This is a genomic window from Spirosoma harenae (assembly GCF_054776975.1).
Genome location: NZ_BAAHBD010000007.1, coordinates 238,713 through 264,618, shown reverse-complemented (window position 1 = coordinate 264,618; position 25,906 = coordinate 238,713). Strand labels below are relative to the sequence as shown.

The 25,906-nt window shown below is 48.2% G+C and carries 26 protein-coding genes and 1 tRNA gene; 18 read left to right on the top strand and 9 right to left on the bottom strand.

Annotated elements, in window-relative coordinates; genetic code table 11:
- The first annotated feature begins 116 nt into the window (after positions 1-116).
- Positions 117-674 (top strand): site-specific integrase, encoded by a 558-nt coding sequence (locus ACYVE4_RS07065; protein ID WP_460996465.1) that lies wholly within the window; start codon positions 117-119, stop codon positions 672-674.
- A 207-nt stretch (positions 675-881) separates the two neighbouring features.
- Here ACYVE4_RS07065 and ACYVE4_RS07060 read toward each other — a convergent pair whose 3' ends face one another.
- Complete coding sequence (locus ACYVE4_RS07060) at positions 882-1,367, bottom strand: SRPBCC family protein (RefSeq protein WP_460996463.1); 486 nt, start codon at positions 1,365-1,367, stop codon at positions 882-884.
- Between the two features lie 2 nt (positions 1,368-1,369).
- The gene (locus ACYVE4_RS07055) at positions 1,370-1,684 is read right to left on the bottom strand and encodes an ArsR/SmtB family transcription factor (protein WP_460996461.1); all 315 of its coding nucleotides are present in this window, start codon (positions 1,682-1,684) and stop codon (positions 1,370-1,372) included.
- 426 nt (positions 1,685-2,110) lie between these two features.
- Here ACYVE4_RS07055 and ACYVE4_RS07050 point away from each other — a divergent pair, with 426 nt between their 5' ends.
- The 6 genes from ACYVE4_RS07050 (at position 2,111) to ACYVE4_RS07025 (ending at position 7,826) form a co-directional block, all read left to right on the top strand.
- Complete coding sequence (locus ACYVE4_RS07050) at positions 2,111-3,157, top strand: sensor histidine kinase (protein WP_460996454.1); 1,047 nt, start codon at positions 2,111-2,113, stop codon at positions 3,155-3,157.
- Positions 3,158-3,168: 11 nt separating this feature from the next.
- Positions 3,169-3,963, top strand: coding sequence for a LytR/AlgR family response regulator transcription factor (locus ACYVE4_RS07045; protein ID WP_460996423.1), 795 nt, complete (start codon positions 3,169-3,171; stop codon positions 3,961-3,963).
- Between the two features lie 270 nt (positions 3,964-4,233).
- Entirely contained in the window at positions 4,234-4,764 is a 531-nt protein-coding gene (locus ACYVE4_RS07040) for a hypothetical protein (RefSeq protein ID WP_460996422.1), read from the top strand.
- 62 nt (positions 4,765-4,826) lie between these two features.
- Entirely contained in the window at positions 4,827-5,768 is a 942-nt protein-coding gene (locus ACYVE4_RS07035) for a hypothetical protein (RefSeq protein ID WP_460996421.1), read from the top strand.
- Positions 5,769-5,800: 32 nt separating this feature from the next.
- Positions 5,801-6,412, top strand: a complete 612-nt coding sequence (locus tag ACYVE4_RS07030; protein WP_460996420.1) for a hypothetical protein — start codon at positions 5,801-5,803, stop codon at positions 6,410-6,412.
- Between the two features lie 58 nt (positions 6,413-6,470).
- Positions 6,471-7,826, top strand: a complete 1,356-nt coding sequence (locus tag ACYVE4_RS07025) for a hypothetical protein (RefSeq protein ID WP_460996419.1) — start codon at positions 6,471-6,473, stop codon at positions 7,824-7,826.
- Between the two features lie 187 nt (positions 7,827-8,013).
- On the opposite strand, the gene ACYVE4_RS07020 is transcribed toward ACYVE4_RS07025, so the two are convergent.
- The gene (locus ACYVE4_RS07020) at positions 8,014-8,541 is read right to left on the bottom strand and encodes a M13-type metalloendopeptidase (RefSeq protein WP_460996792.1); all 528 of its coding nucleotides are present in this window, start codon (positions 8,539-8,541) and stop codon (positions 8,014-8,016) included.
- Here ACYVE4_RS07020 and ACYVE4_RS07015 point away from each other — a divergent pair.
- The 6 genes from ACYVE4_RS07015 (at position 8,452) to ACYVE4_RS06990 (ending at position 11,077) form a co-directional block, all read left to right on the top strand.
- The gene (locus ACYVE4_RS07015; protein ID WP_460996418.1) at positions 8,452-8,631 is read left to right on the top strand and encodes a hypothetical protein; all 180 of its coding nucleotides are present in this window, start codon (positions 8,452-8,454) and stop codon (positions 8,629-8,631) included. The two genes, ACYVE4_RS07020 and ACYVE4_RS07015, sit on opposite strands and share 90 nt — an antisense overlap.
- 628 nt (positions 8,632-9,259) lie before the next feature.
- On the top strand, positions 9,260-9,508 hold the full coding sequence (locus ACYVE4_RS07010; protein WP_460996417.1) for a hypothetical protein: 249 nt from the start codon (positions 9,260-9,262) through the stop codon (positions 9,506-9,508).
- 129 nt (positions 9,509-9,637) lie between these two features.
- Positions 9,638-9,829: a hypothetical protein gene (locus ACYVE4_RS07005; RefSeq protein WP_460996416.1), complete on the top strand. Its 192-nt coding sequence runs from the start codon at positions 9,638-9,640 to the stop codon at positions 9,827-9,829.
- Positions 9,789-9,968 (top strand): alpha/beta fold hydrolase, encoded by a 180-nt coding sequence (locus ACYVE4_RS07000; protein WP_460996415.1) that lies wholly within the window; start codon positions 9,789-9,791, stop codon positions 9,966-9,968. Before ACYVE4_RS07005 ends, ACYVE4_RS07000 begins: the two co-directional genes overlap by 41 nt.
- A 166-nt stretch (positions 9,969-10,134) precedes the next feature.
- Positions 10,135-10,611, top strand: a complete 477-nt coding sequence (locus ACYVE4_RS06995; protein ID WP_460996414.1) for a hypothetical protein — start codon at positions 10,135-10,137, stop codon at positions 10,609-10,611.
- Positions 10,565-11,077: a hypothetical protein gene (locus ACYVE4_RS06990; RefSeq protein ID WP_460996413.1), complete on the top strand. Its 513-nt coding sequence runs from the start codon at positions 10,565-10,567 to the stop codon at positions 11,075-11,077. Before ACYVE4_RS06995 ends, ACYVE4_RS06990 begins: the two co-directional genes overlap by 47 nt.
- A 198-nt stretch (positions 11,078-11,275) precedes the next feature.
- Here ACYVE4_RS06990 and ACYVE4_RS06985 read toward each other — a convergent pair whose 3' ends face one another.
- The gene (locus ACYVE4_RS06985; protein ID WP_460996412.1) at positions 11,276-11,689 is read right to left on the bottom strand and encodes a globin domain-containing protein; all 414 of its coding nucleotides are present in this window, start codon (positions 11,687-11,689) and stop codon (positions 11,276-11,278) included.
- A gap of 52 nt (positions 11,690-11,741) precedes the next feature.
- Complete coding sequence (locus tag ACYVE4_RS06980; RefSeq protein ID WP_460996411.1) at positions 11,742-12,827, bottom strand: hypothetical protein; 1,086 nt, start codon at positions 12,825-12,827, stop codon at positions 11,742-11,744.
- A 255-nt stretch (positions 12,828-13,082) separates the two neighbouring features.
- Between ACYVE4_RS06980 and ACYVE4_RS06975 the strand changes: the two genes are divergently transcribed.
- Positions 13,083-13,922, top strand: a complete 840-nt coding sequence (locus ACYVE4_RS06975; RefSeq protein ID WP_460996410.1) for a LytR/AlgR family response regulator transcription factor — start codon at positions 13,083-13,085, stop codon at positions 13,920-13,922.
- Positions 13,922-16,972, top strand: a complete 3,051-nt coding sequence (locus ACYVE4_RS06970) for a ligand-binding sensor domain-containing protein (RefSeq protein WP_460996408.1) — start codon at positions 13,922-13,924, stop codon at positions 16,970-16,972. Before ACYVE4_RS06975 ends, ACYVE4_RS06970 begins: the two co-directional genes overlap by 1 nt.
- Positions 16,973-17,076: 104 nt before the next feature.
- Here the strand turns inward: ACYVE4_RS06970 and ACYVE4_RS06965 are convergent, their stop codons facing one another.
- The 3 genes from ACYVE4_RS06965 to ACYVE4_RS06955 all read right to left on the bottom strand — a co-directional run bounded on the left by ACYVE4_RS06965 (position 17,077) and on the right by ACYVE4_RS06955 (position 22,076).
- A complete protein-coding gene (locus ACYVE4_RS06965; RefSeq protein WP_460996372.1) occupies positions 17,077-17,358 on the bottom strand; it encodes a hypothetical protein in 282 nt (93 codons plus the stop codon).
- Positions 17,359-17,564: 206 nt separating this feature from the next.
- Complete coding sequence (locus ACYVE4_RS06960) at positions 17,565-20,837, bottom strand: putative Ig domain-containing protein (RefSeq protein WP_460996353.1); 3,273 nt, start codon at positions 20,835-20,837, stop codon at positions 17,565-17,567.
- A 372-nt stretch (positions 20,838-21,209) separates the two neighbouring features.
- Positions 21,210-22,076, bottom strand: a complete 867-nt coding sequence (locus tag ACYVE4_RS06955) for a hypothetical protein (RefSeq protein WP_460996307.1) — start codon at positions 22,074-22,076, stop codon at positions 21,210-21,212.
- A gap of 444 nt (positions 22,077-22,520) precedes the next feature.
- On the opposite strand from ACYVE4_RS06955, the gene ACYVE4_RS06950 reads away from it, so the two are divergent.
- A complete protein-coding gene (locus ACYVE4_RS06950; protein ID WP_460996287.1) occupies positions 22,521-23,414 on the top strand; it encodes a hypothetical protein in 894 nt (297 codons plus the stop codon).
- A 511-nt stretch (positions 23,415-23,925) separates the two neighbouring features.
- Complete coding sequence (locus tag ACYVE4_RS06945) at positions 23,926-24,300, top strand: hypothetical protein (protein ID WP_460996274.1); 375 nt, start codon at positions 23,926-23,928, stop codon at positions 24,298-24,300.
- A gap of 424 nt (positions 24,301-24,724) precedes the next feature.
- On the opposite strand, the gene ACYVE4_RS06940 is transcribed toward ACYVE4_RS06945, so the two are convergent.
- Positions 24,725-24,797, bottom strand: a tRNA-Met gene (locus tag ACYVE4_RS06940).
- A gap of 144 nt (positions 24,798-24,941) precedes the next feature.
- On the opposite strand from ACYVE4_RS06940, the gene era reads away from it, so the two are divergent.
- Positions 24,942-25,862 (top strand): GTPase Era, encoded by a 921-nt coding sequence (gene era, locus ACYVE4_RS06935; protein WP_460996263.1) that lies wholly within the window; start codon positions 24,942-24,944, stop codon positions 25,860-25,862.
- Positions 25,863-25,906: the final 44 nt, after the last annotated feature.

The following is a 25,906-nucleotide window of genomic DNA, read 5'->3' as shown; positions in this document are numbered from 1 at the left end:
ACTTTTGAGTCGTGCGATATGTCACACGAGAGGCCCAAACACGCTTTTCTGCTCTGCATATCACCCAACGCCAACAATGGCTAATGAATGAGTAAGAGCTGAGACAACTGCTTGAGGTGGATCTCTCAAAACAAGAACGATTAGAACGCGTTAGAGATCTGTTTGTCGTGGGATGCTACACAGGTCTGCGGTTTTCGGATTTAACCAACCTCCGTCCTGAATATATAAAGAATGGTCTTATTCGTATAGAGCAACAAAAAACGGCTGATAAAGTAGTCATTCCGTGCCATGAGGTCGTAACATCAATGTTAAAAAAATACAATGGCTCGCTACCACGCAGTATTTCTAATCAGAAGATGAATGATTATTTAAAAGAGGTTTGCCAGCTTGCCGGACTCAATAGTAAAGAGAATAAAGCTAAGACCAAAGGTGGGAAGCGAATAACGAAAGTATTTGAGAAATGGCAGATGGTTAGCACATACACTGCCAGACGTTCATTTGCTACCAATATGTATCTATTGGGAATTCCAGCAATGACAATTATGCAGATCACTGGCTATCGTACAGAAAAAGCATTCATGCATTATATCAAACTCGACCGAGAACAACATGCTAAGGTTATGGCCTCTCATTGGCAAAAGCAGTTAGAGGGTACGTCATTTATCACTAATTAGTAAAGACAGCTGATGTCGTCATTTAAAGTTAGCAGTAGATTATTGCTCAAGCATGCCCATTAAATGAGCATTTTCTGAGATAAAGACAGCATGGTTTAGTTTGAACTTAAAACGCTCACATATAATTGAATAAAACAAAACAAGCCTCTTGATTGAGACTTGTCTTATAAAGTTTATACGCTTTACTATTAAAGTTTATACGCTTTACTATTGGTTCGACATAGTGGCCAATAATTCCTCCAAGTTGTCCATAGTCATTGCCGTTCCTTCCTTGAATCCCATTGCAAGCATCTTCTCTAAGCGCTCAAGCGATTCATTATAGATGCTGATCATTACGGTTGTCTTCCCAGTTTGTTCGCTGAAGGTTAAATCCCATTCAGAACCGGGTAATTCAGGGTTTTCATCTTTGTCAGCAAACGCATTCAATAACTTGAAATTGGTTTTGGGACTAATGGAGGTGTATTGTTGGATGGCCCATCGCTCATCTCCTTCAGGGCTTACCATCGCATAAAACCGTCGGCCACCCACTTCAAAATCCATAACTTTTGTTTTTGATCTCCAGGGTTTTGGGGCCCACCATTGATCCAGAAGTTCCGGCTTGGTGTAAGCATCCCATACTAAGGAAAGGTCGGCATTAAATTCTCTAGAGAAGCTTACCGTTTTTGTTGTTTTATTAATGGTGAAATCGTTCATGTTTAGCCTTTTTTGAGGGTTGATAATACGTCGTCAAGTTGATTAAACCGAGTTTCCCAACTTTGTCTGAATTGGGCCACCCACTGATCAACCTCTTTTATTTTGTCCACTTCGAGGGAGTAATAGATCTCCCGGCCCTGCTGTTGGGGTTTAACCAATTCGCATTCAGTGAGTATGCGCAGGTGTTTGGAAACCGCTTGTCGGGTGGTGTTGAAATTGTCGGCAATGGCGTTGGGCGTCATTGCTTGGAAGGCAATCAAGGTGATGATTGCCCGCCTAGTGGGGTCGGCAATTGCCTGAAAAATATCTCGTCTCATATTGATCAAACTCTACTTTGTGAAACCGAATGATTGCAAATATATGCGCAACCATTCGGTTTCACAAATTTCTATTAGCTTGAACGAAAATCAGTTGATTTTGTCGGCAATCGGCGGGCAGTAGCAATTTTATACTTACCCGGCGATTGACTAACTAAACGCCTGAATTATTGAAACTCAAATCTCGCTTCGTCTCAGGGAGGAGCGTATTTTGAGAATGACTGAACGGTCAATCAAATGCTATATCTCATAAAGGGGCTCTGACTTATGGAGTAGAAGGGCTTAGCCTATAATACTGACTTCTTGACTTAAACCGGCGATTTACTCTATTCAGCATCATTTTTATCCAGTTCAGCTTATCCCCTTGCTAAGAACAAGATTCGCCATGCTTATTTTTGATGGTGAGATATAAACTTGTAGTTGATTGTGAGAGAAGTCAATGATCGCTGGATTCGCGTGGTAGGCATTGGTCTACTGTGGCTGCGGGATTCGTATACCAATAAGGTCTTTATTCTGACGCCCAGTTTAGTGACGCTTAAACATGCCATCGAACTGCTGATTCTGACGACGCTGACCTGGGAGTTGAACCGCTGGATCCTGTTATGGTTTCAACGGCGATACCCGCTTCTTTCTCAAACCCGAAGGCGTATTCTAACGGCTTTGCCCATATGCTGGCTGGTTTGTCTGCTGATCGACTGTGCCGATATGGCATTGGTAAATTATACTAATTACCACGTTAAGTATTCGACAAATTCCTTTTTGAACGCCATACCTGGTGCTTTGCTGTTTAGCGGGCTCATCATTGGTATTCAGGAAGCGGTGTTCCATTTCCACCGCCTGATTCAATCTGAACGGCAAGCCGAAGCACTCAAGAAAGAATTCCTGCAAACCCAACTCGACAGTTTGAAGCAGCAGGTGAATCCCCATTTTCTCTTCAACAGTCTAAATACCTTATCGTATCTGATTGAAGATGATTCAGAGCGGGCGGAGCTTTTCCTGAATGAACTCTGCAAGGTATACCGGTATTTATTACGCGCGAACGAGCATGATCTGGCAGAATTGAGCACAGAAATTCAGTTTATTCGGTCGTATTATCACCTGCTCAAAACGCGTTACGGGGATAGTCTTCACCTGACCATTGCCGTAGACCCATCCTATCAGACCTATTTACTGCCCTCTCTGACGCTGCAACTGCTGCTTGAAAACGCGGTGAAGCATAATGTGATTGACAAGACCCAACCCCTACGGGTAGTTATTTCGACGGGCCCGGAAGGAATGCTGACGGTGACAAATAATTTGCAAAAGAAGCCCCATCAGTTGCCTTCCACCCAGGTCGGTCTGCGCAACATCGCTACCAAATTTCAACTGCTCGGTCAGGGCGATGTCCAGATTCAGGAGACTACCGATCAGTTTGTCGTTCGCTTTCCCCTGATCGCGGCTGATCAGGTTTTTGCCCATTCACAACCCGCATAATAGCTTGATTAATGAATATTCTACTTGTTGAAGACGAGGACATTGCAGCCAAGAAACTGACCAAAACCCTGGCGAGCGTTGAGCCCGACGCACGGATCGTAGCCGTCACCACCAGTGTCCGTGAAACGGTTGGATGGCTGCGTGCTTACGGTTCCGACCATCCGCTCTCGCCCGAGCTGATTCTGATGGACATTGAACTGGCCGATGGACAAAGCTTCCAGATTTTTGAGCAAATTACCGTCAACATCCCGGTTATCTTCACCACCTCCTACGACGAATTCGCCATTAAAGCCTTCCGGGTCAACAGCATCGATTACCTCCTTAAGCCGGTGCAAAAAGAGGAGCTGCGGACCGCGCTTGACAAATATGTAAACCAGCGGGCTCCTAAGAAACCAACCAGCCCCGCTACCTCGGAGACGATGCGGCACCTGGTGCAGGCCTTGCAGGAACAGCTTCAACCGAAAGCGTACCGGCAACGGTTTCTGGTCCAGTACACCAATCAACTGCTATCGATCGACACTCACCAGATTGCCTATTTCTTTACCGAAAATCGACTGAATCTGATTCAAACCTTCGACGGCAAAAAGATGGTTGTCGATTACAGCCTTGATGAACTGGAAGCCATGCTCAACCCCGCTACCTTTTTTCGAGTAAGCCGCTCGTTCCTGATTTCGATTGGCAGCGTTGATCGGGTGCAGACCTACTTTGGCAATCGGTTGGCGCTGAAGCTCAAACCGACTATCGACAAAGAAGTAGTGGTAAGCCGGGAGAAGTTGACGCCGTTCAAGGAATGGATGGGTAAGTAATACTAAAAACGTTGTCTACTTCGTTTCTGAGCGCATTCAGCGTGTATTGTACATAGACGAGCAGGTCCGGGAGACTATGCTCGTTTTTTTGTTTGCGCCCTCGCTCAGCCACACCCAGGTTTCAGTCAATGGAGCATCTCGACGCTCGGCACCTGATTTTATCACTTCGTAGTAAGCAATCCTCAACTCAGCTCGATTCAGCTTCTGCCCCCGGCCAGGACGGGCTACGTTTGTGCTGTCAAACAACAAACAACTACTCAAGAACAATCAATGAACCGAGTCATGCGTTGCCCAAAATTAGTCCTGGCCGCCAGTTTGCTTATTAGTCTGCTGGGAGCCTGTAACCAATCAACTCAATCAGGGGAGGCTATCCCAACGGGAAGCTACCTTAAGGTCAACTTCAACGGGCAGACCAAAACCTACACTGAGGTAAATATAACTCAGGCAGGGAACACCCTAGGCGAAATCAAGGGCAGTTTACCAGACGCCGATAATCTGAGCGTAGCCTTTTTCGGGTCAACTGCGGGTACGTATCCCTACAAGCAAAAGATGAGCGAGTACAGCGGGGTCAGCCAGATCGAATATAGCCTTGGCGGTAGGGTTTACAACAACTACAAAGCGCGGGTATGCCCGGCTACCTCGGGTTACTACTCAACCCAGGGTGTTGTTAAACTGACCGAATACATACCCGGAAAACTAGCTAAGGGCACCTTTACCGGCGAACTGCTCGACGCAAACGATCCCGACCAATGCTCTACCAATAGCGTGCCCTTCAGTGGTGAGTTCTCAATCACTAAGTAATCCGGCTCCTCACGCATAGCCTTCTTTTTTTAATCAATCATTTAGAAACTTTCCTGCTTTTTATGAAAACAAGTACGAATGCAACCACAAAAATCACCGCGCTGCGATGGCTTGGTGCGAATCAAGTTCACTGGCGATGTCAACAGATTCTGGCCGCTATACTAGTCCTGTTTGTAACTGCCTGTCAGAACCCAATCACCGACCCGATTCCCACGGAGCCAACCAAGCCCGATAGCTCGACGATTACCCAGCCGGGCAATACAACCACAGCTCCCGGTAACACGACGGCTACACAGCCTATCGACTCAACGAAGGCCACCCAACGCGTAAAAATTAGTTGGTCGGATAACGATTTTCAGGAAATCCTGTATGATGCCACGGCGCTTCCAGTACAGTATACCAGTCAATATGTTGATAATCAGGGTACGGGACATGTTCGGCGTTACGTCTACAAGCTACGGTATAATCCGGATAAACACCTGACCCGAATGGATGTCATTGGTGAAGCCGGCAGCAGCTATACGACGTACCAATACACAGGCAATCAGGTATCTCAAACCAGCCAATACGCAGCTGATGGGCGGCTAGTGAGCACCTGCACCTACCAGTATGCGGCCCCTAATCGGCTGAGCCAGGTCGATGAAACGAGTGTCTTCAACCAAGCGGCTGAGCGCCGAACGTACCAGTACGACGCAACGGGAAACCTGAGTCTGCTGTCTACTTACACCAAAGAAGCGACCTCGGATACGTATGTTCTCCAGCATACGCTCGCCTTTACCGAGTACGATTCGCAGCGCGATGTAGAAAATCTATTGGTTCATATGCCCCTGTTACCCGGCGTTTCGTTTCGGACCAATAATTACGGCCTGAAAATTCTTCGCGACAAGTCAGGTCGAGAGTTAAGCCGCGAACGGTACACCTATGCGTATAATGAGCAGGGTTACCCGATCAAACAGATCCGGACCGGCCCAGGCGGTTCGCTGACCGCTACCTACACCTACTAAACGTATTACATCTTACTATTTTCCTATTTTTTATGAAAACCATCATCACCTTCATCGGTCAGACAACGGCCTTGTTTTTAACCCGTCTAAGAGCGAGTCGCCATCGGGTTGTTTTCGGCCTCTTACTCCTGACTCAGCTCGTTTCCGCCTGTGGCAAACCAGTCGACGTTATCGACTCCGCCACGCAGTCGCCCCCACCAGCGGGCGTGGGCGGCAAGTGGCTCTACGGCACGTTCTCGCTCGGCAGTTTCTGGGGTACCAATGGTAGTTACCAGGGGGCTGGCTACGAGCAGAGCAAAGCCATCGAATTCGGAGCTAACGGTACGTACGACATGTACGTCGTCAACGTAACGACCTATTACAGTTGCCGCACAGGCGCATACACGCATGTTAAGGGCAAAGCCAAATTCAACGAAGCCGACCGCTCGGTCACGTTTACCCCCACTGAGGCTACGTACCGGGGTGAGTACAGCTGCTACCCAGGCAAAAACTTTCAGCGCCCGGCCACATCGACTGAGCTAACCCAATTCCAGCAGACGTACTACTACCAACCCGAAACCGATACCAAAGGCGGGCAAGCATTACGCATTTATTTTGGTAGCACCGATAATCAGGGTACTCAGTTTGAACGCGGAAACTGGTAAGTTCTCTACACACCCATTCGTCCCAGCATTAACGGCTGGTAATCAATAAAATAGCACTATGCATTCATCCCGTCTTTTTTTTAATAGCTCACTTAGTCTACTTATTTCTGGCCTGCTCCTCAGTGGACTGTGGGCCTGTCAAACACCAACCGATGCGGTCAATCCGAACAATCCTGCAAAACCTGAGCAACCAACGACAACACCGGTACAATCAGGGGTTGTTTACGACAAAGGAACCCCCATCGGGCAACCTGTTCAGAAAGCAATTGGCCCTGAAGGGGGGACGATAACCTCGGCTGACGGTGCTCTGAGTATGACGGTGCCCGCCGGAGCCGTTTCCAAAACAACGACCTTTAGTGTCCAGCCCGTAACACCGACCCTGCCTAACCTGCTTGGTCGGCAGGCCTATCGGCTGCTGCCGGAAGGACAAACCTTCGCCCAAGCCGTCACGCTTCGCTTTCAGTATCAGGCTGATAGCTTAGACGGTACCTCAGCTCAACTGCTTTTTATGGCTTATCAGGGGAATGATGGATACTGGAAAGCCCTGCCTGATACCGAACTCGACGAAACCGCCCATACGTTGACGGTTCGCACCAAGCATTTTAGTGACTGGGGGGCCTTTGCTGAATTTGTGTTGAAGTCGAATGTAGATGTGCTTGCCCCCGGCGAGTCCACTCAACTCAAGTTGCTAGGCTTTACGCATCTTCCGTCCGACTTATCGAATGAAGACATTGATATTGCTTTGGGCCGAGTGGCCTTCCTGGAGGATCCCAAAAACATTAAAAACTGGCAGGTAAAAGGCAAAGGCAATCTTACGGTAGAGAACTCCCAAACAGTGGCCACCTATTTCGCTCCGGAGAACGCAGCCGGTAGTTCAGCAATCATATCGGTCGATGTTTACAATTTTATCCCTACCAATCGGCGTCCCCGTCCGGGTGCATCGGGCAAGGCGGTGATTCTAAAGAAGATCCGAGTTGAAGGCACTTATTTTGAAGCGACTATTGATGGAAAAACCTATGAGTTTATGCCCTTCGCACTCGCTGACCGACATGGTATTCAGTTTTGGGGATCCTATAGTAGCGGTAAGTCGTTCACGGTTCAGATTCGCAGTGGAAGTATAAAGCCGTTATCGACAATTCCCTATGGTGTCCCCTCTGGCGAATTGGATGGAAATGCCGTAGTGAGTATAACTGACGGCAGCCCCTGGCCCTGGCTTACCTGGGCGCCCACCTGCGGAGTGGATTACCTGAAATCCGAAGGAGGTATTCACATCGATTCGTATGAGCTGGTGAATGGAAAATATTATGTACGAGGTTCGCTAACGGCTACGGTATACGGAAGTCCTGATAATTGCCTTAATATACAATCGAAAAAAGTCAGTGCTAAATTCAACTTTCCCTTCACAGAACTCTAAAAGGGGGGTAAAGGAATAGGTAAAAATGGAGCAGTGCCGTCATCTGCTACTACTCCATTTTACCTACTCCTTCTATAGTTTGTAATTCAGGGATTTGCGAGATTCATTAACTGCCCGCGATAGCGCTTTTAAAACCGCAATGACTTTACCAGACTTTTATCCGGTCCACTTCCGGTTTATAGAGTCGTTAACCCCGTTTTACCTCAAAGGCTCGATAGAAGGGAGTGAAGTTGGTCAGCGGGCCGTTCACCCGATGTTTGTCCGGTGAATGCGGGTTGGTGGTTAACCAGGCCCGTTCCGTGGCCGCTCGCATTTTACTGCGCCACATTTGGGCATACCCCAGAAAAAAGCGCCGATCGGGGGTGAAGCCGTTAATCTTGACGCTGCGTTGCCCCTGTTTGGTCCGTTTAAACGCTTGATAAGCCAGGGCATGCCCGCCTAAATCGGCCAGGTCCTCACCTAAGGTCAGCCGCCCATTTACATGCAAGCTATCCAATACGGTAAACTCGTTGTACTGGATAACCAGTACCTGTGCTTTGGTCGTAAAGCGCTCGGCATCCTGAGGAGTCCACCAGTCCCGCAGATTGCCATTGGCATCGTATTTACGGCCCTGATCATCGAACAGATGCGTCATCTCGTGACCGATCACCGTGTTTATGGCTCCATAGTTGATGGTATCATCAGCCTCGAGGTCGAAGTAGGGGTACTGGAGTATTCCGGCTGGAAAGACAATTTCGTTATTGGTGTAATTGGCATAGGCATTGACCGTCGGAGTCGTTTCCGGCGAGCGGCCAGTTGCGGTTAACTATATAGAGTTTTACTATAGAAATCCGAGCGGTATGACGTATTGGTGCCTTCGCTACAGCATAACATCAGCAGAAAGAATATTTTACGCAAAAATAGCCGTCAGATTTTCAGGGGAAAATCAACCGCACAGTAGACCTTAACGAGCAAGAGAACATTCGCAACCTGCTCAGCCACTTTCGGTAACTTGAGGAGTTCCTATAGATATACATTCCGAAAATAGATGTTTCGATTGGCTCTCCTGCCTAATATCGGCTTGAACCAGCATTGCCTACTCGCCCCGAATCTAACTGGCCGTTTCTTCACCTTCAATCGGTTTGCCAAGGTAATTGATAGTGCCCTTTCCCTCGCTACCTGATTTTCATTATGGCATAGCTGGCGGATTTTACTTCAGCACTGGCATATTCTCTACCTCATCAGCCGCAAAAATAACCACCTGGGTGTGCCCTATATGACTATGCGGGAAGCGTTGGCGATTTATCGACGTATTCAAGCATACAGCAAATCAACGCATACCGCATGAACATCCTGATCAGTACATTTTTCGCCGTGCTGATTACTCAGATTGTAGTACAAAACCGCATCGTCAACTACCTGACCGACGGGCTCACTGTTGCCGTTCTGTTGGGATGGGCGTGTATTATCTCCGAAAACCAATTTCTCTCCCAACCGATAGCCAGCAGGAGACTAACCCCTTTAAACTGGGGTTTCTATTGAGTTTACTCAACCTGGCGGCTTTCCCGTTCTGGACGATCTACACTATCCTTCTCCTCCAGAAAGGGTGGGTGAATCTGATGAGTTCGTCGGGTATGCTGATTTACGTAACAGAAATTTCACTGGGTACGCTGCTTGGGTTATGGGTATTTGTGTCTGGCTGAGTAGCCTGCTCAGGCAGTTACTAACCAATTATTACCACCGAATCGACCAACTCACGGGATTGCTATTAGCGGTTTATCCGTCGTTCAATGCCTGTTCTGGTTGATTGATCCGCTATGAAAGTGCCGTAAATGAAACCGAGAACTTATCTGCTGGTCGGCTTGTCGATGATCGTCTGGCTGGTGGTGGCACAAGGATGTATGCGCTTTCGGACAACTGACACCAAAGCAGTGGCTGAGTTTGCGAAACTTGGGCTTACTCTTGTTCCTGAACAAATGAGCGTTGCAAACCGGACGCTACGTATCTATTGGGGCTGCGGATAAGCCAACGCTCGTTTTCGTCCATGGCTCGCCAGGGAGCTGGAATGCGTTTGCAAGTTATTTAAAAGACAGCCTTTTTCTCGAACACTATCGAATGGTGAGTCTGGATCGGCCGGGCTTTGAGGATAGCGAGATAATCTAGGAAACTGTATTCGAAGTTGACAAACCTTTTATACCTAACGCAGATCGTCGTTGGTTGATTTATTCGCACGAACGACCTAAGCAAATTCTAAGGAGTCTTTAAGTCTTCTGTAACGACTCAGTATCAGCTTTGTCGCATTCCTTCACATATACAAACCAACGGTCTTATGGAAACTGTGGAACGTTCTTCTACGAACATGGCCTGGATATTGGCCACCCTGATTGGGCTGGGCTTAGCGGGCGGTATTTACTGGAAAAATAATCAGGCGTTAACGCATCGGTATGACCTAGCCGAACAGCGAGCCGATTCCTTACTGTCAGTTAAATTTCTACTTGAGGGCGACAACCGTGAACTGAAAAGGGAATTGAAAACGGCCACTGATGATAACGCTTATCTGGACAGACGTAACAAAAAATCACATAGCCAATTAACCCAAAGTGACCGCATTGTAACGGATCTCAGCCAATCCCACATAGAGCAGACACGCATTATTCGAAATGTAGCCGATAGCCTTAGTCAATTACGAATAATTCGCGATAGCCTTGAGAATCAGCTGGTAGCCATGCGCGATAAACTGAACTGGCAGAGCGAATCGAATGCCTTACTTGCCCATGATGCGGGAACTGCTAACACTACGGGATGAAGGCAAACTCAATGCCACCCAAATGATGTGGTTCCGTCCAACGAAACCTACTGAAGAATTGTGTGATACACAGACTGATCCGAACAAATTTACCAATCTCGCTGACAATCCGAAATACAAGGCCAAACTTCAAGAATTACGGAGGCAGCTGGATGCCTGGTTGAAAAAAGTGGGCGATAAAGGGGCTATTCCCGAAGCTGAGATACTGAAGCAGATGTGGAACGGTGGTTTGGAACCACCCAAAACGGCTGATCCAGTATTGATTACGTCAGGAAATACAGTCAGCATTCGGTGCGCTACTCCGGGTGCTTCAGTTGGTTATATTCTTAAACATAGTTCTGATCAGGCTACTGGTTGGCAGGTGTATAACGGGCAGAAGTTAACCCTTCAGCCGGGCGATTTGCTACGGGTAGTTGCCCAGCGAATCGGCTATTTGCCGAGTATAGAGGTGCGATTTACCCAGTAAGTGTTAAAGTCAATAGTTAAAAACAGGGCCGTTCATAAAAACGTCCTATTACAATGGGGTATATTGCCCGGGAAAAAGTTGGCCAGTACTTGAAATTGATTAGTGAATTAAACTCTAACCTGCCATTGGGGAAAAAATAAACAAAATTGAAGAGCAGGAAAGAGTTAATGAAGCGTACCGGTTGAGTGTTTAATGGAATCAGGTCGTTACCGGCTCCTGCATTTTCTGAGCAATAATATTGTAGAGGTTGACCCAAGCCTGGGCGATAGCCTCGTCCCAGTCGCGGCCCAGACCGGATTGTAGTGTCCAAAGCAGCGCTTCGCCAACGGCGTCATACTGGTCAGCTTTGACGCCGTATTGCCTGTGCCGTTGACCCAATAGCTCAACCTCATGAGTAAATTCGTCGAGCCGGTGAAGCTGACTAACCAGAAAGCTTAACGTGTCGATAAATTTTTTATACTGGACATCAAGAGGTCCCTTAAAGAGCGGTCTTAGTTCTGGGTGGGCCATAAACAACCGACTGTAGAAGACATCGCCCAACAGAGCCGGATCAATGTCACGCAGCAATCGCCAGGATTTTTTAATAATGGATAATTGATTCTCGCTTAGCATCGGCTATGTCCATCTAATGAGTAAAATCTCTCTCCTATTGAGAGAAGGGAGGTTATTTTTTGTGTGCTTTTAGCCAAGTATCCACTCTATCGGTTACTGCAAAGCGGACGCCGTTGAAGCGTTCGGGAGGAGATATGCTGAGAGCCTGCTTCAGCTTGATCACGCTTGGATAAAACGTGACAATTTGCTCGTTAAATTGCCTATCAATGGCCTGCAACATATGGTCTATCCCATAGGAATCAAAACTCCAGTCCTGGAGGTTGTTGCTGGTTTCAATGTCTGTTTTTATATCGGCTGACAGCTGCGCAAGGCTCTGATTTAATGGCTGGATAAACGCGTCGGGATGAGCTACCGAATTGCTGCCCAGGAATGAGTAGACTTCCCGGTAATAGTATGGATTGGCCAACAGGTCCAGCAATAAGGCTTCCCAGTCGGGGTGGGCTTTAATTTTGGCCAGGGCCGCCTGTCGGACATCATCAGCTTGATACTGCGTTGTAAAGGGTAATAAACTCAGGATCGAATCGCCCGGTTTATGAGCATTAATCTCGGCTAGATGCTGTTGATGGTAACGCGTTTCATCGTCGATTCGGGTAGCCACTTCGGCTTCGGCCCGCTGCGCGGAATCGCGCACATAACCAACGACTAATCCTGCGGCAAAAAGAGTGCTGACACTTAATCCTATCCAAAACGGGATGCTAAACGCCCGGACTGAAATGGCTGATTGCCATTCCGGACGGAGGGATAGCCAACTTACGACCAGCCATAGCAAGGGTACCCAGAGTTGGCCATACCCCAGGGCTAACCAACGCAAAAACTGGGGATAGCTACTCGCTGGATGCCATTCCAGTTTAAATATGGCTCCAAAAAAAGTTGTTAGTGCCATACAAAACCAGAACGTAAAAACAAGTACTGTGCGCGTGCCCGTTTCCTGTGCCACCCAGTCAAATCCACCTTTAGCCCGGATAAAGATCGTTACGGCTAAGCTACTCAGGGCAAAGCCCACCGACAAACCGACCAGTCCTAACCCGTAGCCCATGCTACTATCGCCACCCACCATGGGTTTAGTCGGCGTAAGTAGGGCTAAACTTATGTAGAGTAAGGCGGTGATGACAAAGAAACTATACGTAAGTACTTGCATGGCATTTGTTTGTTGGCTAGTCCACGTCCTGCGTTTAGCCGAATGGGTGAACAAAAATGAAAGGCTAACCGGAGTTACTAAATTATTTGTGGACGAAGCGTACAAAAGAGCGAACAAAGGGTATGTAGACCGATTTAACGGGTAGTTCAGCAGGAGACTTTGATTTGCGTTGGCCGTAGCGCCAGTTTACCGGAGTTTCTGGCCGTCTTGTTCACACATTTCATTCCGTTTTTCCCACCATTCAACTGCTTTTTTTTGTCTATCTTACATCTTTCCCCAACCTTTGGACAGCCGTTCACGCTTCTCTTTTTTACGCCGATGAATGCCATTATTATTGAAGATGTTAAGCTAGTCGCCAAAGAGTTAGCCTTCAAGATCGGGGAAATTGATCCCGCTATCCGCATCCTGGAAACATTACCGTCCGTGAAGACGGCACTGACCTGGTTTGGCCGAAATGAAGAACCTGATTTAGTATTTGCCGATATCGAATTAGCCGATGGGATGAGCTTCGACATTTTCAAGCACTTCCAACTGAGTTGTCCAGTCATTTTTGTGACAGCTTATAATGAGTACGCGATCCAGGCGTTTAAAGCCAATGGCATCGATTACCTGCTGAAGCCCGTTGAGCCGACTGAATTAAAAATAGCCATCGAGAAGGCTCGTAGTATTTACAAAAACAAGACGAATATACCGGTTGATTTGCAGCAATTAATGGCCCTGTTTGGTCAGCCGGGCCTGTCCCTGAAACCGACCCACAAAGAAACATTTCTGGGGAATTCGCGGGCGGGCTGGGTACCCGTCAAAACGACGGATATTGCTTATTTTCAGTACGATTCGATCAATTTCATCGTCACCCTTGCGAATGAACGCTATCCGGTTGATTATGACACGCTGGAACAGATCGAAGAACTGCTGGACCCGGCCCGGTTTTTTCGAGCCAACCGTCAACTGATCATTAACTGCGATATAGTGCAGTCGGTCAAGAGCGTCGAAAATGATAAGCTGGTCGTTCGGTTACGGCCACCTCACCATACGGTCGATGTGCAGATCAGCCGACATAAAGCACCGGCGTTCAAGCGCTGGCTGAACCGCTAATGATGACCTTTTTTATCCGCATTGGCTATGTCAGTTGGCTGCTAATGATGTTGAGCTATGTAGCCTTGTGGGCGCAACAGCCGCCCCTGGTGCCGTATGAATTTAATCACATCCAACAGGCCGATGGCTTATCCTTTAATTATGTCAGGTGCTTCTTTAAAGACCGGGATGGGTTTTTATGGATTGGCACCACCAACGGCCTCAACCGGTTTGATGGGGCTCAGTTCACCATCTTCCGACACGACCCGGCCAATCCACACTCGCTGGGCAATAATGCCGTTCATGCCATTTGTCAGGACAAACGCGGGCACTTATGGCTGGCTACCGATACGGGTATTAGTGAATTCAATCCGGAGACGGCTCAGTTCCGAACGATGTCGACGGGGCTTGGACGCGTGTTGGGCAATTGCCTGAGTATCCTTTGCGACAGGGCAGGGACAATCTGGTTCTCGACGATTCACCACGGCTTGTTTCGCTATGATATCCGCACGGACCACCTAACCCTCTACACCCATAACCCCCAGAATCCGCGTTCCCTGTCCGAAAACTATATTTCCGGAAATGGGCTGCTGGAAGATCCCTTTCGGGCTGGTATCTGGATCGGAACCCGGCGGGATGGCGGCTTAAATTATCTGGATATAGCTACGGGTGAATGTCAGAATTACCGCAACAACCCGGAAGCCTTACCCATTTTTGCGCCCCATTTTACGGGAGCGCTGACGCTCGATGGCACGCAGATGCTGTACGCCGACAATAATGACGAGCAGATTGTCATCTTCGATCTGAAAAACCGTAAACTGATTCGAACCATCAAACCCATCAGCCAAACAGGTCGCCGGGTCGATGAATTGAATGCGATTTTCGTGGATCGCCAGCATAATCTCTGGATCAGTAGCCTGAGTTACCTGATGTTTTATGTGAAGGCAGGCACGGATCAGGTTCGTGAACTGATGCATAAAGACACCCGACGCACTTCCATTGCGGGGAGTTGTTTCTGGGCGGGCTGGCAGGATGACGACGGCACCATCTGGCTGGGCACCGTCAATGGCATTTCCTACACCAATCCAAGCCGGGCTTTATACGAAGCGAATCCCCTAAGCCGCTGGTATCCAGGCCTGAAAACAGGGGCGCTGATCAATAACTTTTATGAGGATTCCGATGGGTCCTGGTGGGGTAGCGAAGTACATACGCCAGCGACGCTACTGCACTACGTAGCCGAGACTGATCGGCTGGAACGGTACCCGGCGCCGGGGGCTTTCTTCGCCTATGGCATTGGTGCCTACGGCTCTGATTTGTACGTGGCCAGCCAAACCCATTTGCTCCGATTCAGCAAAAAGACTCGTCAATTTATCGCCATTCCGCTACCGGCCTATGGTCAAACCGAAACGATTCGGAACGGTCGGTATCGGCTGCTTCAGCAGAACGAGTTAATCTGGCTTTTTTACCAGAATAAACAGACGCTTTGCTATCAGATTACGACGGGTCAGTGGCACCAGTATCCGATTCTGTCCAGCTCAGATCACCCTAAATTCTGGGTTCGGAATGCCCTGGTTGATCGCCACAATGCGGTATGGCTGGAGCTCTATCCGGAAGGATTTGCCAAATTCTCCCCGCAGACCGGGCAATTCAGTCTGCAAAAAGGCCCCGCTGAAGCGGAGTTCGAGAATACGATTTCGTCGTTTACCGAAGATAAAAACGGCTATTTCTGGCTGGCGACCAATGGCTACGGACTGGCCCGCTACGATCCCCGCAGCCGGCAGTATCGATTCTGGGGCGTACACGACGGCTTAGGGGATGATCACTGTCTGGCGGCTTTACCCGATCGATATGGACATATCTGGGTAGGGTCTTATAACTTGTTTTCCATCTTTACGCCCGCACGCAATCAGTTTTTGACCATTAGCCTGCCCTACAGCGAAGATAACCAGGAGTATTTTAATTTTCTGTGGCCGCTCCGGAATGGTCATATCCTGGCGGCCATTAAGGGGTATCTGATCGAGTTTAAACCAGAAGTCCTATCACGGTTTTCCGTTAAGCCAGCTCAGGTGTTACTCAGTGGCCTGGTTGCCAGCGATTCAACGTATTGGCTGACCAGTGCGACACCGACGGTGCACCTGAAGGCATCCGACAATTCGTTTTCCGTTCAATATTCGGTGCTGGGGCCGCTCCACGAAAAGCCCTATCTGTTTCGCTATAAACTGGAAGGCTACGATACGGAGTGGAGCAAAGCCCGTTCACAAACGAGTGCCAGCTATACAAAACTGCCGGGTGGCGATTATGTATTTGCTGTGAAGGGTGTGTCGATCAACAACATGGAGACGCCCATCCGTCGGCTTACCATTCATATCGACACGGTGTATTACCAAACAGTTACCTTCAAGGCGTTTCTGCTATTGACCCTACTGGCCATCGCCATTGGGCTGATTCGTTACCGGGTGGCCCAAACCGCCCGGCTGCACCATCTTCAGGTGCAGGCCACGCGGCTCGAACGCGACAAAACCGAAATCCAGTACCAGAACCTGATCAATCACCTCAATCCCCACTTTCTGTTTAACAGCCTCACCTCGCTCAACAGTCTGATCATCATCGATCCTAAACAGGCCTCTGGTTTTTTGCAAAAATTATCGGCGATCTACCGCTACATTTTACAGAACAAGGAGAAAGAAACCATTAGCCTGGCCAGCGAACTAGCGTTTGTGCAACAATACATTGAGTTGCAACAAGCGCAGCTGGAAGATGGGTTGCAGATCACAATCGACATAGCCGCTGACTACTTAGCCTACGAAATCGTACCCGTTACGCTTCAGAACCTGTTTGAGAACGCCATCAAACATAACACCACCGATGAGGATAGTCCGCTTCAAATCCAGGTGTTTGTGAAGGATATGTATCTATGGGTGGTGAATAACCGGCAGAAAAAGCCGCAGGTCAAAACCTCGAACAAACAGGGTCTGGATAGTCTGAAAAAACTGTATGCCTACCTGAGCGACCAGCCGCTGCTAATTGAGGAGACCGACACTACGTTCACTGTGAAAGTGCCCTTGCTTTGACCGTCAAGCTGTTTCGACAGGGATTTTTGTCAGTGACATTCAGTTTCCTGAACACTATCTGCATCTATGGTTTATAAATCCCTGGCCATTCGCTAACGTATCGCCTAAATGGATTTTACACTTTCTAAAATAATGCTCCAAAGCACCTGAGCAGGCATCGCCTGAGCCTGTGAAGCATAAATCGTGCAGGACCTATACGTTAGGTGAGCAGCTGCCAGACTAGCTTGATCGCAGGTAATAACAAAGTCGCCGTTACGCTGACGAATAATGATAAACTTTAACGATCTACCGGGTCGTACCTCCACCCACTTATGGCCAACAATCGAGTCCCCGTTTTTGTCAGGCTGGGAAGGCCTGGAGGCTTCGTACCAAGCGGTGTCTTTCATAATCTATCTGTTTTAATCATTCGGTTGCTTTTGTTAAACAGGAATCAATAGTTGGCTTCTCGTCGATCACTGATTTTTCATTTGCAATGCCAATAAATTTATCCGAAATCTTACCTGCTTGATTGTTAGCCTCTGACAAGTCACCCCAAAGCCCTCCAGCACGAATGACGGAGGGCTTTGGGATAGATCGATTTGTAGCTCACTAGTTACCGCTTGAGTACCTTGAGTGTCCGCATCTGAGTGGGCGTACTGACCTGTAGCAAGTACATTCCTGCCGACTGACGGTCCATCTCAAACCGGTACTGCCCAGTCAAGTCAGCCGGCGTTACCCTCTGGCTATCAATAATCTGTCCGCGCAAATCGGTTAGACGTAACGCTAAAGGCTGGCCTGCTGCTGACTGGACTTCGACTTCCAGTATGCCATTCTCTACGGGATTACCCAGCAATCGAACCCGTAGACCGTTCTCAGCAGATTCACCAGCTCCTTTGCGAGCGCCATTTCCGTTGCAAACTGCCAGCCAGTTGTAAGTAAAACTGGCTTCACCCGCCGTGCCGATTTGGGTCGCTTTCAGGGTGATCGTCGGATTATCGATGTACATCGTCAGTGGGTAAGGGCCTGGGTTGGTGGTCGGTAGCATCTCATTAACCACCGAGAAGCTCACCGACTGACCCGTCAAACCCGAGTACTGGGGAGTTAAGCTAAGCAGCCGCTCGGTAGCGGAGACAGTCTGACAGCTTACCAGATTGACGCCGGTGATGGCAAATGATCCATTCATCGACTCCGGGTTTACCGTCAGGGTGAACTGGGTGCTGACGCTTAAGTTACCCCCGTCGGTGGCGGTGACCGTCACGATCGATTCCCCTGGGAAAAGCGGTACACCACTGATGGTGGCGGGCGCGGTGAAGAGCAAGCCCGCTGGCAAACCGCCTACTGATACCGTTAACGCATCGCCATTCGGGTCGGCGAAGGTGGCCGCCGGGATAGCATAGTTGAAGGGTTGATTCTGGGTGACAGCCTGAGCGGGAATGGTGTGAACGACAGTCGGTGCTTGGTTACCTGGTGGCACAACCCCACAGGCGGCTAACCAGTTATAGGTATAGCTAGCTTCACCCGCGCTGCCGGTTTGCGTCGCCTTCAGGGTGATGGTCGGATTATCAATGTACATACGTAGCGAATACGGGCCAGATTTAGTAGTCGGTAGCATTTCGTTGACCACCGAGAAGCTGATCGGTTGCCCGTTCAGCCCGGTGTACTGGGGACTAAAATTGAGGTGTCGTTCGGTGGCGGAGACGGTCTGACAATTCACCGTCGTTACGCCCGTAATAGCAAAAGCGCCGGGATTACCCGCTGGATTGATCGTTAGTGTATAGGTAGCGTTGGCACTTAGTCCCCCCGTATCCGTAGCGGTGACGGTAATGGAGTACACGCCAGCCGTAGAGGGTGGCCCGACGATATTACCCCCGTCGATAACCAGCAGTCCAGGGGGCAACCCGATTATACTGTAGGTTAAGGGTTGATTTTCGGGATCGCTGAACGCAGGGATGGTTTGCGAATAGACCTGACCGACCGTGCCTGTGGCATCGGCAATGAACGGCGCGACGGGTGGCTGATTGACGGGCGGTACCACGCTATCATCCGGCGACGTGACGATGGTTGCTTCCTCGCCAACGGCTACGAACAAGCCATTGCCATGCCCGATGCCATTGAGCGTCACACCGTTGCTATTGAAACTACGAGCCGTCCAGGTAACGCCATCGGGCGAGGTGAAGATGCTGCCATTCTTGCCCACGGTTACAAATTGACTATTGGCAAATAGTACCCGATTAAGGTCATTCCCCGTAAACGTGGCCACCGTTGTCCAGACACTGGCATCGGTCGAGCGGAGTGTCTTACCACCAGTCCCAACCGCCACATAGATGCCATTCCCATAGGCGACACTGTTTAGCATATTGGTAGTACCTGAGGTTCGGGGCGTCCAAATGGACCCGTCTGTTGAGGTGCCGATAGCTCCGTTAAATCCAACGGCCACAAATTGCCCATTGGTGTACGTGATTCCGTGGTAAAACGTATTGGCTCCGGCAGCACTCTTTATCCAGGTAATGCCATCCGACGACCGGAGAAAGCTCCCGCCTACATCCAGCCCTGATCCAACAGCTACATACTGACCACCCCCATACGCGACGCCATAGAGCGATGCCCCGGAGGTTGAGTGGCGCAGGGTCCATACGTTACCATCAGTCGACGTTTGAATAATACCTTCTCCCCCAACAGCCACAAACTGGCCATTCCCAAACGCGACATCGTTAAACCCTTCACCCGCGCCGGAAAAATGTTGGGTTGTACCCAGCGTGTAATTAATGCCATTGGTCGAAGTAACGGCAACGGTGCCCGTGGCTGGCGAGATACTGACTGGATATTTACCTACAGCTATATAATGACCGTTACCATAAGCGGTTGCGTTAAATTGTATGTCAATACTTATCGTCCGTGGGTACCAGTTGATTCCATTTTGTGAGGTAAGTATGATGTCCAATTGCCCGACAGCAATTAACAGACTGTTCACATACCGAACCCTGTATAAACTCAATCGGGTATCCGATGAGCCCGACGTCCAGTTTATCCCATCTGTTGACCGGAGCAATTGATGAAGAATTGTTTCCGCAACGGCTACATAGAGTCCTTGTGCCGGGTCGTACGTTACAGAAGTTAGAAGTAGTGAGGTACCACCTGCTGCCTCCTGCGCCGTCCACCCTATACCATTAGGGGAACTAACGACAGTACTATTGGTGCCAACAGCCACAAATTGCCCATTGACACCAATCGTCACTCCTTTTAGGTCATTGGCGGTGCCTGACACTCTCGCTGTCCAGATGATACCATTGGGAGTCGTTCTTATCATACCTCCATCTCCAACAGCCACAAACTGGCCGTCCCCGTAGGTAATGTCATTAAAACCCTTGCTCGTGCCGGTTGTCAGGCTTGTCCAGGCTATACCATCCGCCGACGTAATAGCGGTGCCATCGTCCCCAACGGCTATGAATCGCCCAGCCCCATAAGCAATGCTCCATAAAAACTTGGTCGTTCCCGAAACCTGACTCGCCCAGGTTATGCCATCAGGCGATGTAATGACGCGACCTGAAGATCCCACCGCTACGAACTGACTGTTTGCGTAAACGATACCGAGTAAGGCACCAGCCGATTGAGAAGGAGCCACCTGCGTCGTCCAACCAACACCATCTGTAGAAATCTGGATCAGGCCACTGTTGCCAACCGCTACATATTTGCCCCCTCCATATGCCACATCAAATACTATTTGCCCAGGCACTTGGAACTGGCTTGTCCAATTTGTTTGCGCATTTGCGACTAAAAAAGGTAGCAGCAACAGAATGCTGCTAAACAGTACCCGACGTAGCCAGGCGGGCGTATTGAAATAGGTGGAGACTACATTCGTTTGAGAACGTAAACATCGTCTTTTCATAATCGTGTTCTAGATGAACTAAAGGGTGAACATAAAGGAACCGTACCTGACTTTGGCTCACTGGACTAGCGCGTGGCTTCGGATCAGGCATCTGGATGTAAATCTGGCTCCGGTTAGCCTTGTCTCTCAAACATTTCAGGTTGAGTGGGTGCCTCAGCCGTTAAGTAGTAGGCAAAACGCGTTTAATTGTTTTTCGGGTTTTACCAGGTTACTCAGACTGTTAAGGCTATTTTTCGTCGCAGTTGACAGGGACCTATAAACCAAAACTGGCTCCGACGCAAACGCCAGAGCCAGTTTAAATGCATAAATACACGTGCAGTTTCTGCATTTATCAGGAGTATGGAGAAGATTGAACGCGCACCTATATACGTACTAAAGCTGTAGGGGTATATTGGTTAGTACGTATCCATAGAGAAACGTTTTAGGCAACGTACCGCTTTGACCGTTGTATTCTATTTTTTTCGTCACATAGCCTTCCGAATCAAGCGTGTATACGTAAAACAAATCGCTAGGAACATAAAAGAAGGAACTACCCGGCGACCGCTCGTACGATATATGTTTGGGCAAGTGCTTACTGGGCTTACCGAAAATGCGCAGGTAGGTATCATGAGCAGTCATCTTGGGGACAGTCATGTTCAACGGGTAGGCATCATTCAGCAAGGGGGCACCCACTGGCTCATTGTAACCAACTTTGATGTCCACTCCCTCTGAAAAACCCGTAGCAACCCTTACCATAACCATATCGCCATCTGTGTTGTAGTTGTAGGTGATTCCGCCAACACAACTGTTTTTATTCATACAAGACCATAATTGGCCTTTGTCTGTATACGTATAGACCCAGTGAATATCACTATAGGTCCCAGCTTCGACAGATTCCGTGCAACGACCGCTGGCGTCGAGGCTAAACGTTTCGTCATGAAGCACAATCTTTCCCTGATGGGTAAACGCCCTGATCTGTCCAGGACCATACGTGTAGTCGGTCTGAATAGGCATACTGCCCCGAACGGGCGTCGTCACCGCCAGTAGCTGGCCATTATCAGCGTAGGTCAGCTTAGCCTCGCCATATTGGGTAAGCTTGTGCACTTGGGGAATGCCGACTTCGATACCATCCGGCGGGGCTGCCGACCGGGCGCTACCAGTTGGGTTTGGAGTGAGGAAGCTGTCTTTCTCGCAGGCCGTCAGACCAATCGACAAGACGATACTCGTCAGTAGGTTACTCTGTTTAACGAAGGTTTTCATTGGTACTTTGTTGTTTTGATATAGCATGAAGCTACCCGATGTGGGTGCCCTTATTGTTTATTGTTGAGCAAAGGTGGGGCCGACAGGGTCGGTCATCAAACGTTTTAACGCCGTTGGTTCTGTTCGCCAATTAAATAGTGGGCAATTCAAGCTGAAGTGTTTTAGGGGCATTAGGTGCCTGTTTACGTCAATCTTATCGAAAAGATGGGCTATTCGTTCTCGTCGGAGGACTTTTGTGTAGTCTATAACGGCAGTAAGGTACAGCCAACCCTCAACAAACCGACTAAATCAACTTAGGCTCGATTGCCTACCCCTCAAGTGCTCAATAGAACCAATAAGGGTTCTATTTTTGATTGACCAGCCCGCTCAGCCCCACCTTTGTTGCGTTCAACCACACCAGGTGATTGGACAGCATTCACAAAACAAGTTCAAACAACAACTACCATGAAGTCTTTTTTGAAAATTACTACCAGTGCCCTGAGTTTCGCTTTTTGTATCGGGTTGGCGTCTTGTGAAAAAGATGCCTTACTAACACCGACAGCACCAAATCCCAAGTCGGCTGACATAGTCCCTGAGACCGCCTTGCAGACAATCAACCCAACGATACCCAAAAAATATACGCTGGTTAAACAGGGCGAGTACGTACTGACGTATCATGCGGATGGAAGACTGAAAAAGGTGCTGAAGGGCAACGTAACCACCGGATTCAATTATGACAATCCCAGCCAAATTGTTTGCCAAAGCTCAACGCACGACGCGTATGGGTTTGTTGTAATTAAATACACAACACTTTACCTAAATAACGATAATATGGCCGTCCGGAGTGAGGTGGAGACATTCGCAAATGGTAATACTACGGTCCAGAAATTTGGGTACGTCTATGAGAATAAGCGCCTGGTCAAATGCTATAATGTGGAGGATACCGATGCAGAAACGACCGTATTTGGTTACGACACGAATGGAGACGTATCTTCGATGAAGGTAGAAACGAATGGAAGGCTGGTTTATTCGGATCAGTATACTTACGGAAACCGAGGTATCCCGCAAGCAGATCTTTATCCGCTTAATCCTACGTTTTCGTTTTTTGGCCAGGATAAGTCCGATGGGACGGCATTGATGTTTTTACCGGTATTCGGGAAGTTCAACAAACACCTGGTCCAGACGATCACCCGCACCCAGACCGGCCCCTCCAAGGTCTTATTTAACTACGCGTACAAATACAACCTCAACGCGGATGGATACGTAACGGATCGCGAACGCTGGGACCAGACCACTAATCAGAAAATCGAAACGGAAACGAGCGACTATAAGGTAGAATCGATTGCCACTAAGCTATAGGAAACGCTGTTTTAGAAGTTGTAGGGTTGGTCAACATCCGTACGGATGTTGACCAACCCTACAGTACGTACATTATCCGGACGAGACATTATGAAATCGTCCATTTAAAAGAAGTATTAATTATAATGATTTAGATGTTAACCTGTTATTGAAGCTGTTTAAACTTCAATGAAAATCCCCAAAGCTGCGTGAATTTTGAGGTGCGAACTTTCAATAAATACAGCAATGGGGATCATCAGCAAAGCTATGATTGAAACATGCATTTTACCACAGTTAACCATTGGACAAAGAGCCTTTCCAACAACAGTATCTCTGACTGAGATCGTAGAATGCATTTTTCATCGCTTGAAAACCGGTTGTCAATGGCGCGAATTGCCTACCAAACAGTTCTTTAGCGACAAAGCACTTCACCGCCCGGCGGAATTCTGTTTTTTATTACTACAACAAGTGGAGTAAAGCCGACTGCTGGAAGAAAATCTGGGTAAATTTATTGGCCCAAAACCTCAAGCATTTGGACTTGTCGAGTGTCGAATTTGATGGTAGCCATACCCTAGCCAAAAATGGGGGCGACGCAGTAGGCTATCAGGGTCGCAAAGCCTGCAATACCACGAATGCGCTATTTCTGTCGGACAATCAGGGGGTTATGTTAGCGATGTCTACCCCGCAAGCGGACCAGCATCATGGTTTGTTTGAGATTCAAGGGCTCTTTGAGGAGATCTGTACTCTCTTGAAAGCGGCTGGTATTAACCGCCAAGACTTGTTCTTGAATGCGGATCCGGGCTTTGACTCAGTGGGCTTTCGCTTGGCCTGCGCTAAGCAGGAAATTATTGCCAATGTCAAGCCTAATCCACGTAATGAGCCGGCGGAGTCAGGGAAAGTCTATTAAAGTGGTGACCATATAGTTGCCGAAGAACTTTATAAAGACCGTTCAGCGATTGAGCATGCCAATGTTTGGATTGACGGTTTCAAAGCCTTGTTAGTGCGATTCGAGTATTCGGTGAGAAATTGGATGAGCCTCCATTTTATCGCCTTCTCTGTCATTTTACTACGGAAAATCAGGCGTAAACTCAAAGTTTAAACAGCTTCAAAGAATACTATCGTAACTATTTTTATAAATTATCGATACTAAATCAATATAGTGGCAATAGTGTGATAGGGATATTAACCAAATGTATTTCTTAATTCATATATAAGAGTTTTTTACTGATATTATCTATAAATACTAACAGTTTTCGCCCCCCAAACCGTCTCCTAGGGGAAACGAAAAAGGTCTAATCAACTGTTTATCAGCTAATTAGACCTTTTCAGAGTAGCGGGAGCTGGACTCGAACCAGCGACCTTTGGGTTATGAGCCCAACGAGCTACCAACTGCTCCATCCCGCGATGTTGGGAGTGCAAAAGTACAACAACTTTCTGATTAAACAACTAATCTCGTCAAAAAAAGTTTACTGTTGCTCTGAAACGTTTTTTGTGAATCGGGGGTTGTTAACCAAAGCTACTGGTAATCAGCCAGTGGGATCACCTCCTATGAATACAGAGATTATCCAAAATTTCCCGGCCGATCATAAGGCTGGTTTTGTCAGTATCGTTGGCAAACCGAATGTTGGTAAGTCAACCCTCATGAATCAGCTCGTTGGTGAACGGCTGTCAATCATTACCTCCAAGGCCCAAACAACCCGACATCGGATTATGGGTATCCTAAACGGGACTCATAACGACCAGGAATTCCAGCTCGTTTATTCTGATACACCCGGTATTATCAAACCGCAATACAAACTCCATGAATCCATGATGAGTTTTGTGCGGGGTTCTCTTGAAGATGCTGATGTGGTTCTTTTTGTCACCGATATATTCGAACAGCACGACGAGAATGATGTTATCGAGCGGCTACAAAAATCCGATGTGCCTATTCTGTTGCTTATCAATAAAATTGATCAGGCTACACATGATCAGGTAGTGGAGAAAATCGCCTATTGGAATGAACATTTTAAAGCTCAAGAAATCATTCCGATTTCGGCCTTGAATGGATTTAATATAGAGCAGGTGTTTGAAGGAATTATCTCTCGTTTGCCCCTGCATCCTCCCTATTTCCCTAAAGACGAACTTACAGACAAGCCTGAACGATTCTTTGCTTCGGAGATTATTCGGGAGAAGATTTTTCTGAACTATAAGAAAGAGGTTCCATACAGTAGCGAAGTAATTATCACCAGTTTTAAAGAGAAGCCCGACATTATTGTCATTCAGTCTGAAATTCTGGTTGAACGCGCTACGCAGCGAGCGATTCTGCTTGGAGAAGGTGGTAAGATGATCAAAAAAACGGGTATTATGGCCCGCGAAGAACTGGAGCGCTTCTTCGGCAAAAAAGTGTTTTTAGAACAATTCGTCAAAGTAGAACCCGACTGGCGCCAGAAAGAGCGAATGCTTAAGCGGTTGGGATATGACGAATAGTAGTGATGATTGATGAACGATGAGTGCTGTGCGCATCAGGCCAC

Excerpts from the sequence above, each read along its gene's own strand:
- ACYVE4_RS06980 (WP_460996411.1), bottom strand. The coding sequence starts at position 12,827 with ATGCAAGTACTTACGTATAGTTTCTTTGTCATCACCGCCTTACTCTAC.
- ACYVE4_RS06985 (WP_460996412.1), bottom strand. The coding sequence starts at position 11,689 with ATGCTAAGCGAGAATCAATTATCCATTATTAAAAAATCCTGGCGATTG.
- ACYVE4_RS07005 (WP_460996416.1), top strand. The coding sequence starts at position 9,638 with ATGAAACCGAGAACTTATCTGCTGGTCGGCTTGTCGATGATCGTCTGG.
- ACYVE4_RS07025 (WP_460996419.1), top strand. The coding sequence starts at position 6,471 with ATGCATTCATCCCGTCTTTTTTTTAATAGCTCACTTAGTCTACTTATT.
- ACYVE4_RS07015 (WP_460996418.1), top strand. The coding sequence starts at position 8,452 with ATGCGTCATCTCGTGACCGATCACCGTGTTTATGGCTCCATAGTTGAT.
- ACYVE4_RS07035 (WP_460996421.1), top strand. The coding sequence starts at position 4,827 with ATGAAAACAAGTACGAATGCAACCACAAAAATCACCGCGCTGCGATGG.
- ACYVE4_RS07040 (WP_460996422.1), top strand. The coding sequence starts at position 4,234 with ATGAACCGAGTCATGCGTTGCCCAAAATTAGTCCTGGCCGCCAGTTTG.
- ACYVE4_RS07055 (WP_460996461.1), bottom strand. The coding sequence starts at position 1,684 with ATGAGACGAGATATTTTTCAGGCAATTGCCGACCCCACTAGGCGGGCA.
- ACYVE4_RS06965 (WP_460996372.1), bottom strand. The coding sequence starts at position 17,358 with ATGAAAGACACCGCTTGGTACGAAGCCTCCAGGCCTTCCCAGCCTGAC.
- ACYVE4_RS06990 (WP_460996413.1), top strand. The coding sequence starts at position 10,565 with ATGCCTTACTTGCCCATGATGCGGGAACTGCTAACACTACGGGATGAA.
- ACYVE4_RS07030 (WP_460996420.1), top strand. The coding sequence starts at position 5,801 with ATGAAAACCATCATCACCTTCATCGGTCAGACAACGGCCTTGTTTTTA.
- ACYVE4_RS06955 (WP_460996307.1), bottom strand. The coding sequence starts at position 22,076 with ATGAAAACCTTCGTTAAACAGAGTAACCTACTGACGAGTATCGTCTTG.
- ACYVE4_RS07010 (WP_460996417.1), top strand. The coding sequence starts at position 9,260 with ATGGGCGTGTATTATCTCCGAAAACCAATTTCTCTCCCAACCGATAGC.
- ACYVE4_RS06995 (WP_460996414.1), top strand. The coding sequence starts at position 10,135 with ATGGAAACTGTGGAACGTTCTTCTACGAACATGGCCTGGATATTGGCC.
- ACYVE4_RS07060 (WP_460996463.1), bottom strand. The coding sequence starts at position 1,367 with ATGAACGATTTCACCATTAATAAAACAACAAAAACGGTAAGCTTCTCT.
- ACYVE4_RS06960 (WP_460996353.1), bottom strand. The coding sequence starts at position 20,837 with ATGAAAAGACGATGTTTACGTTCTCAAACGAATGTAGTCTCCACCTAT.
- era (WP_460996263.1), top strand. The coding sequence starts at position 24,942 with ATGAATACAGAGATTATCCAAAATTTCCCGGCCGATCATAAGGCTGGT.
- ACYVE4_RS06970 (WP_460996408.1), top strand. The coding sequence starts at position 13,922 with ATGATGACCTTTTTTATCCGCATTGGCTATGTCAGTTGGCTGCTAATG.
- ACYVE4_RS06950 (WP_460996287.1), top strand. The coding sequence starts at position 22,521 with ATGAAGTCTTTTTTGAAAATTACTACCAGTGCCCTGAGTTTCGCTTTT.
- ACYVE4_RS07045 (WP_460996423.1), top strand. The coding sequence starts at position 3,169 with ATGAATATTCTACTTGTTGAAGACGAGGACATTGCAGCCAAGAAACTG.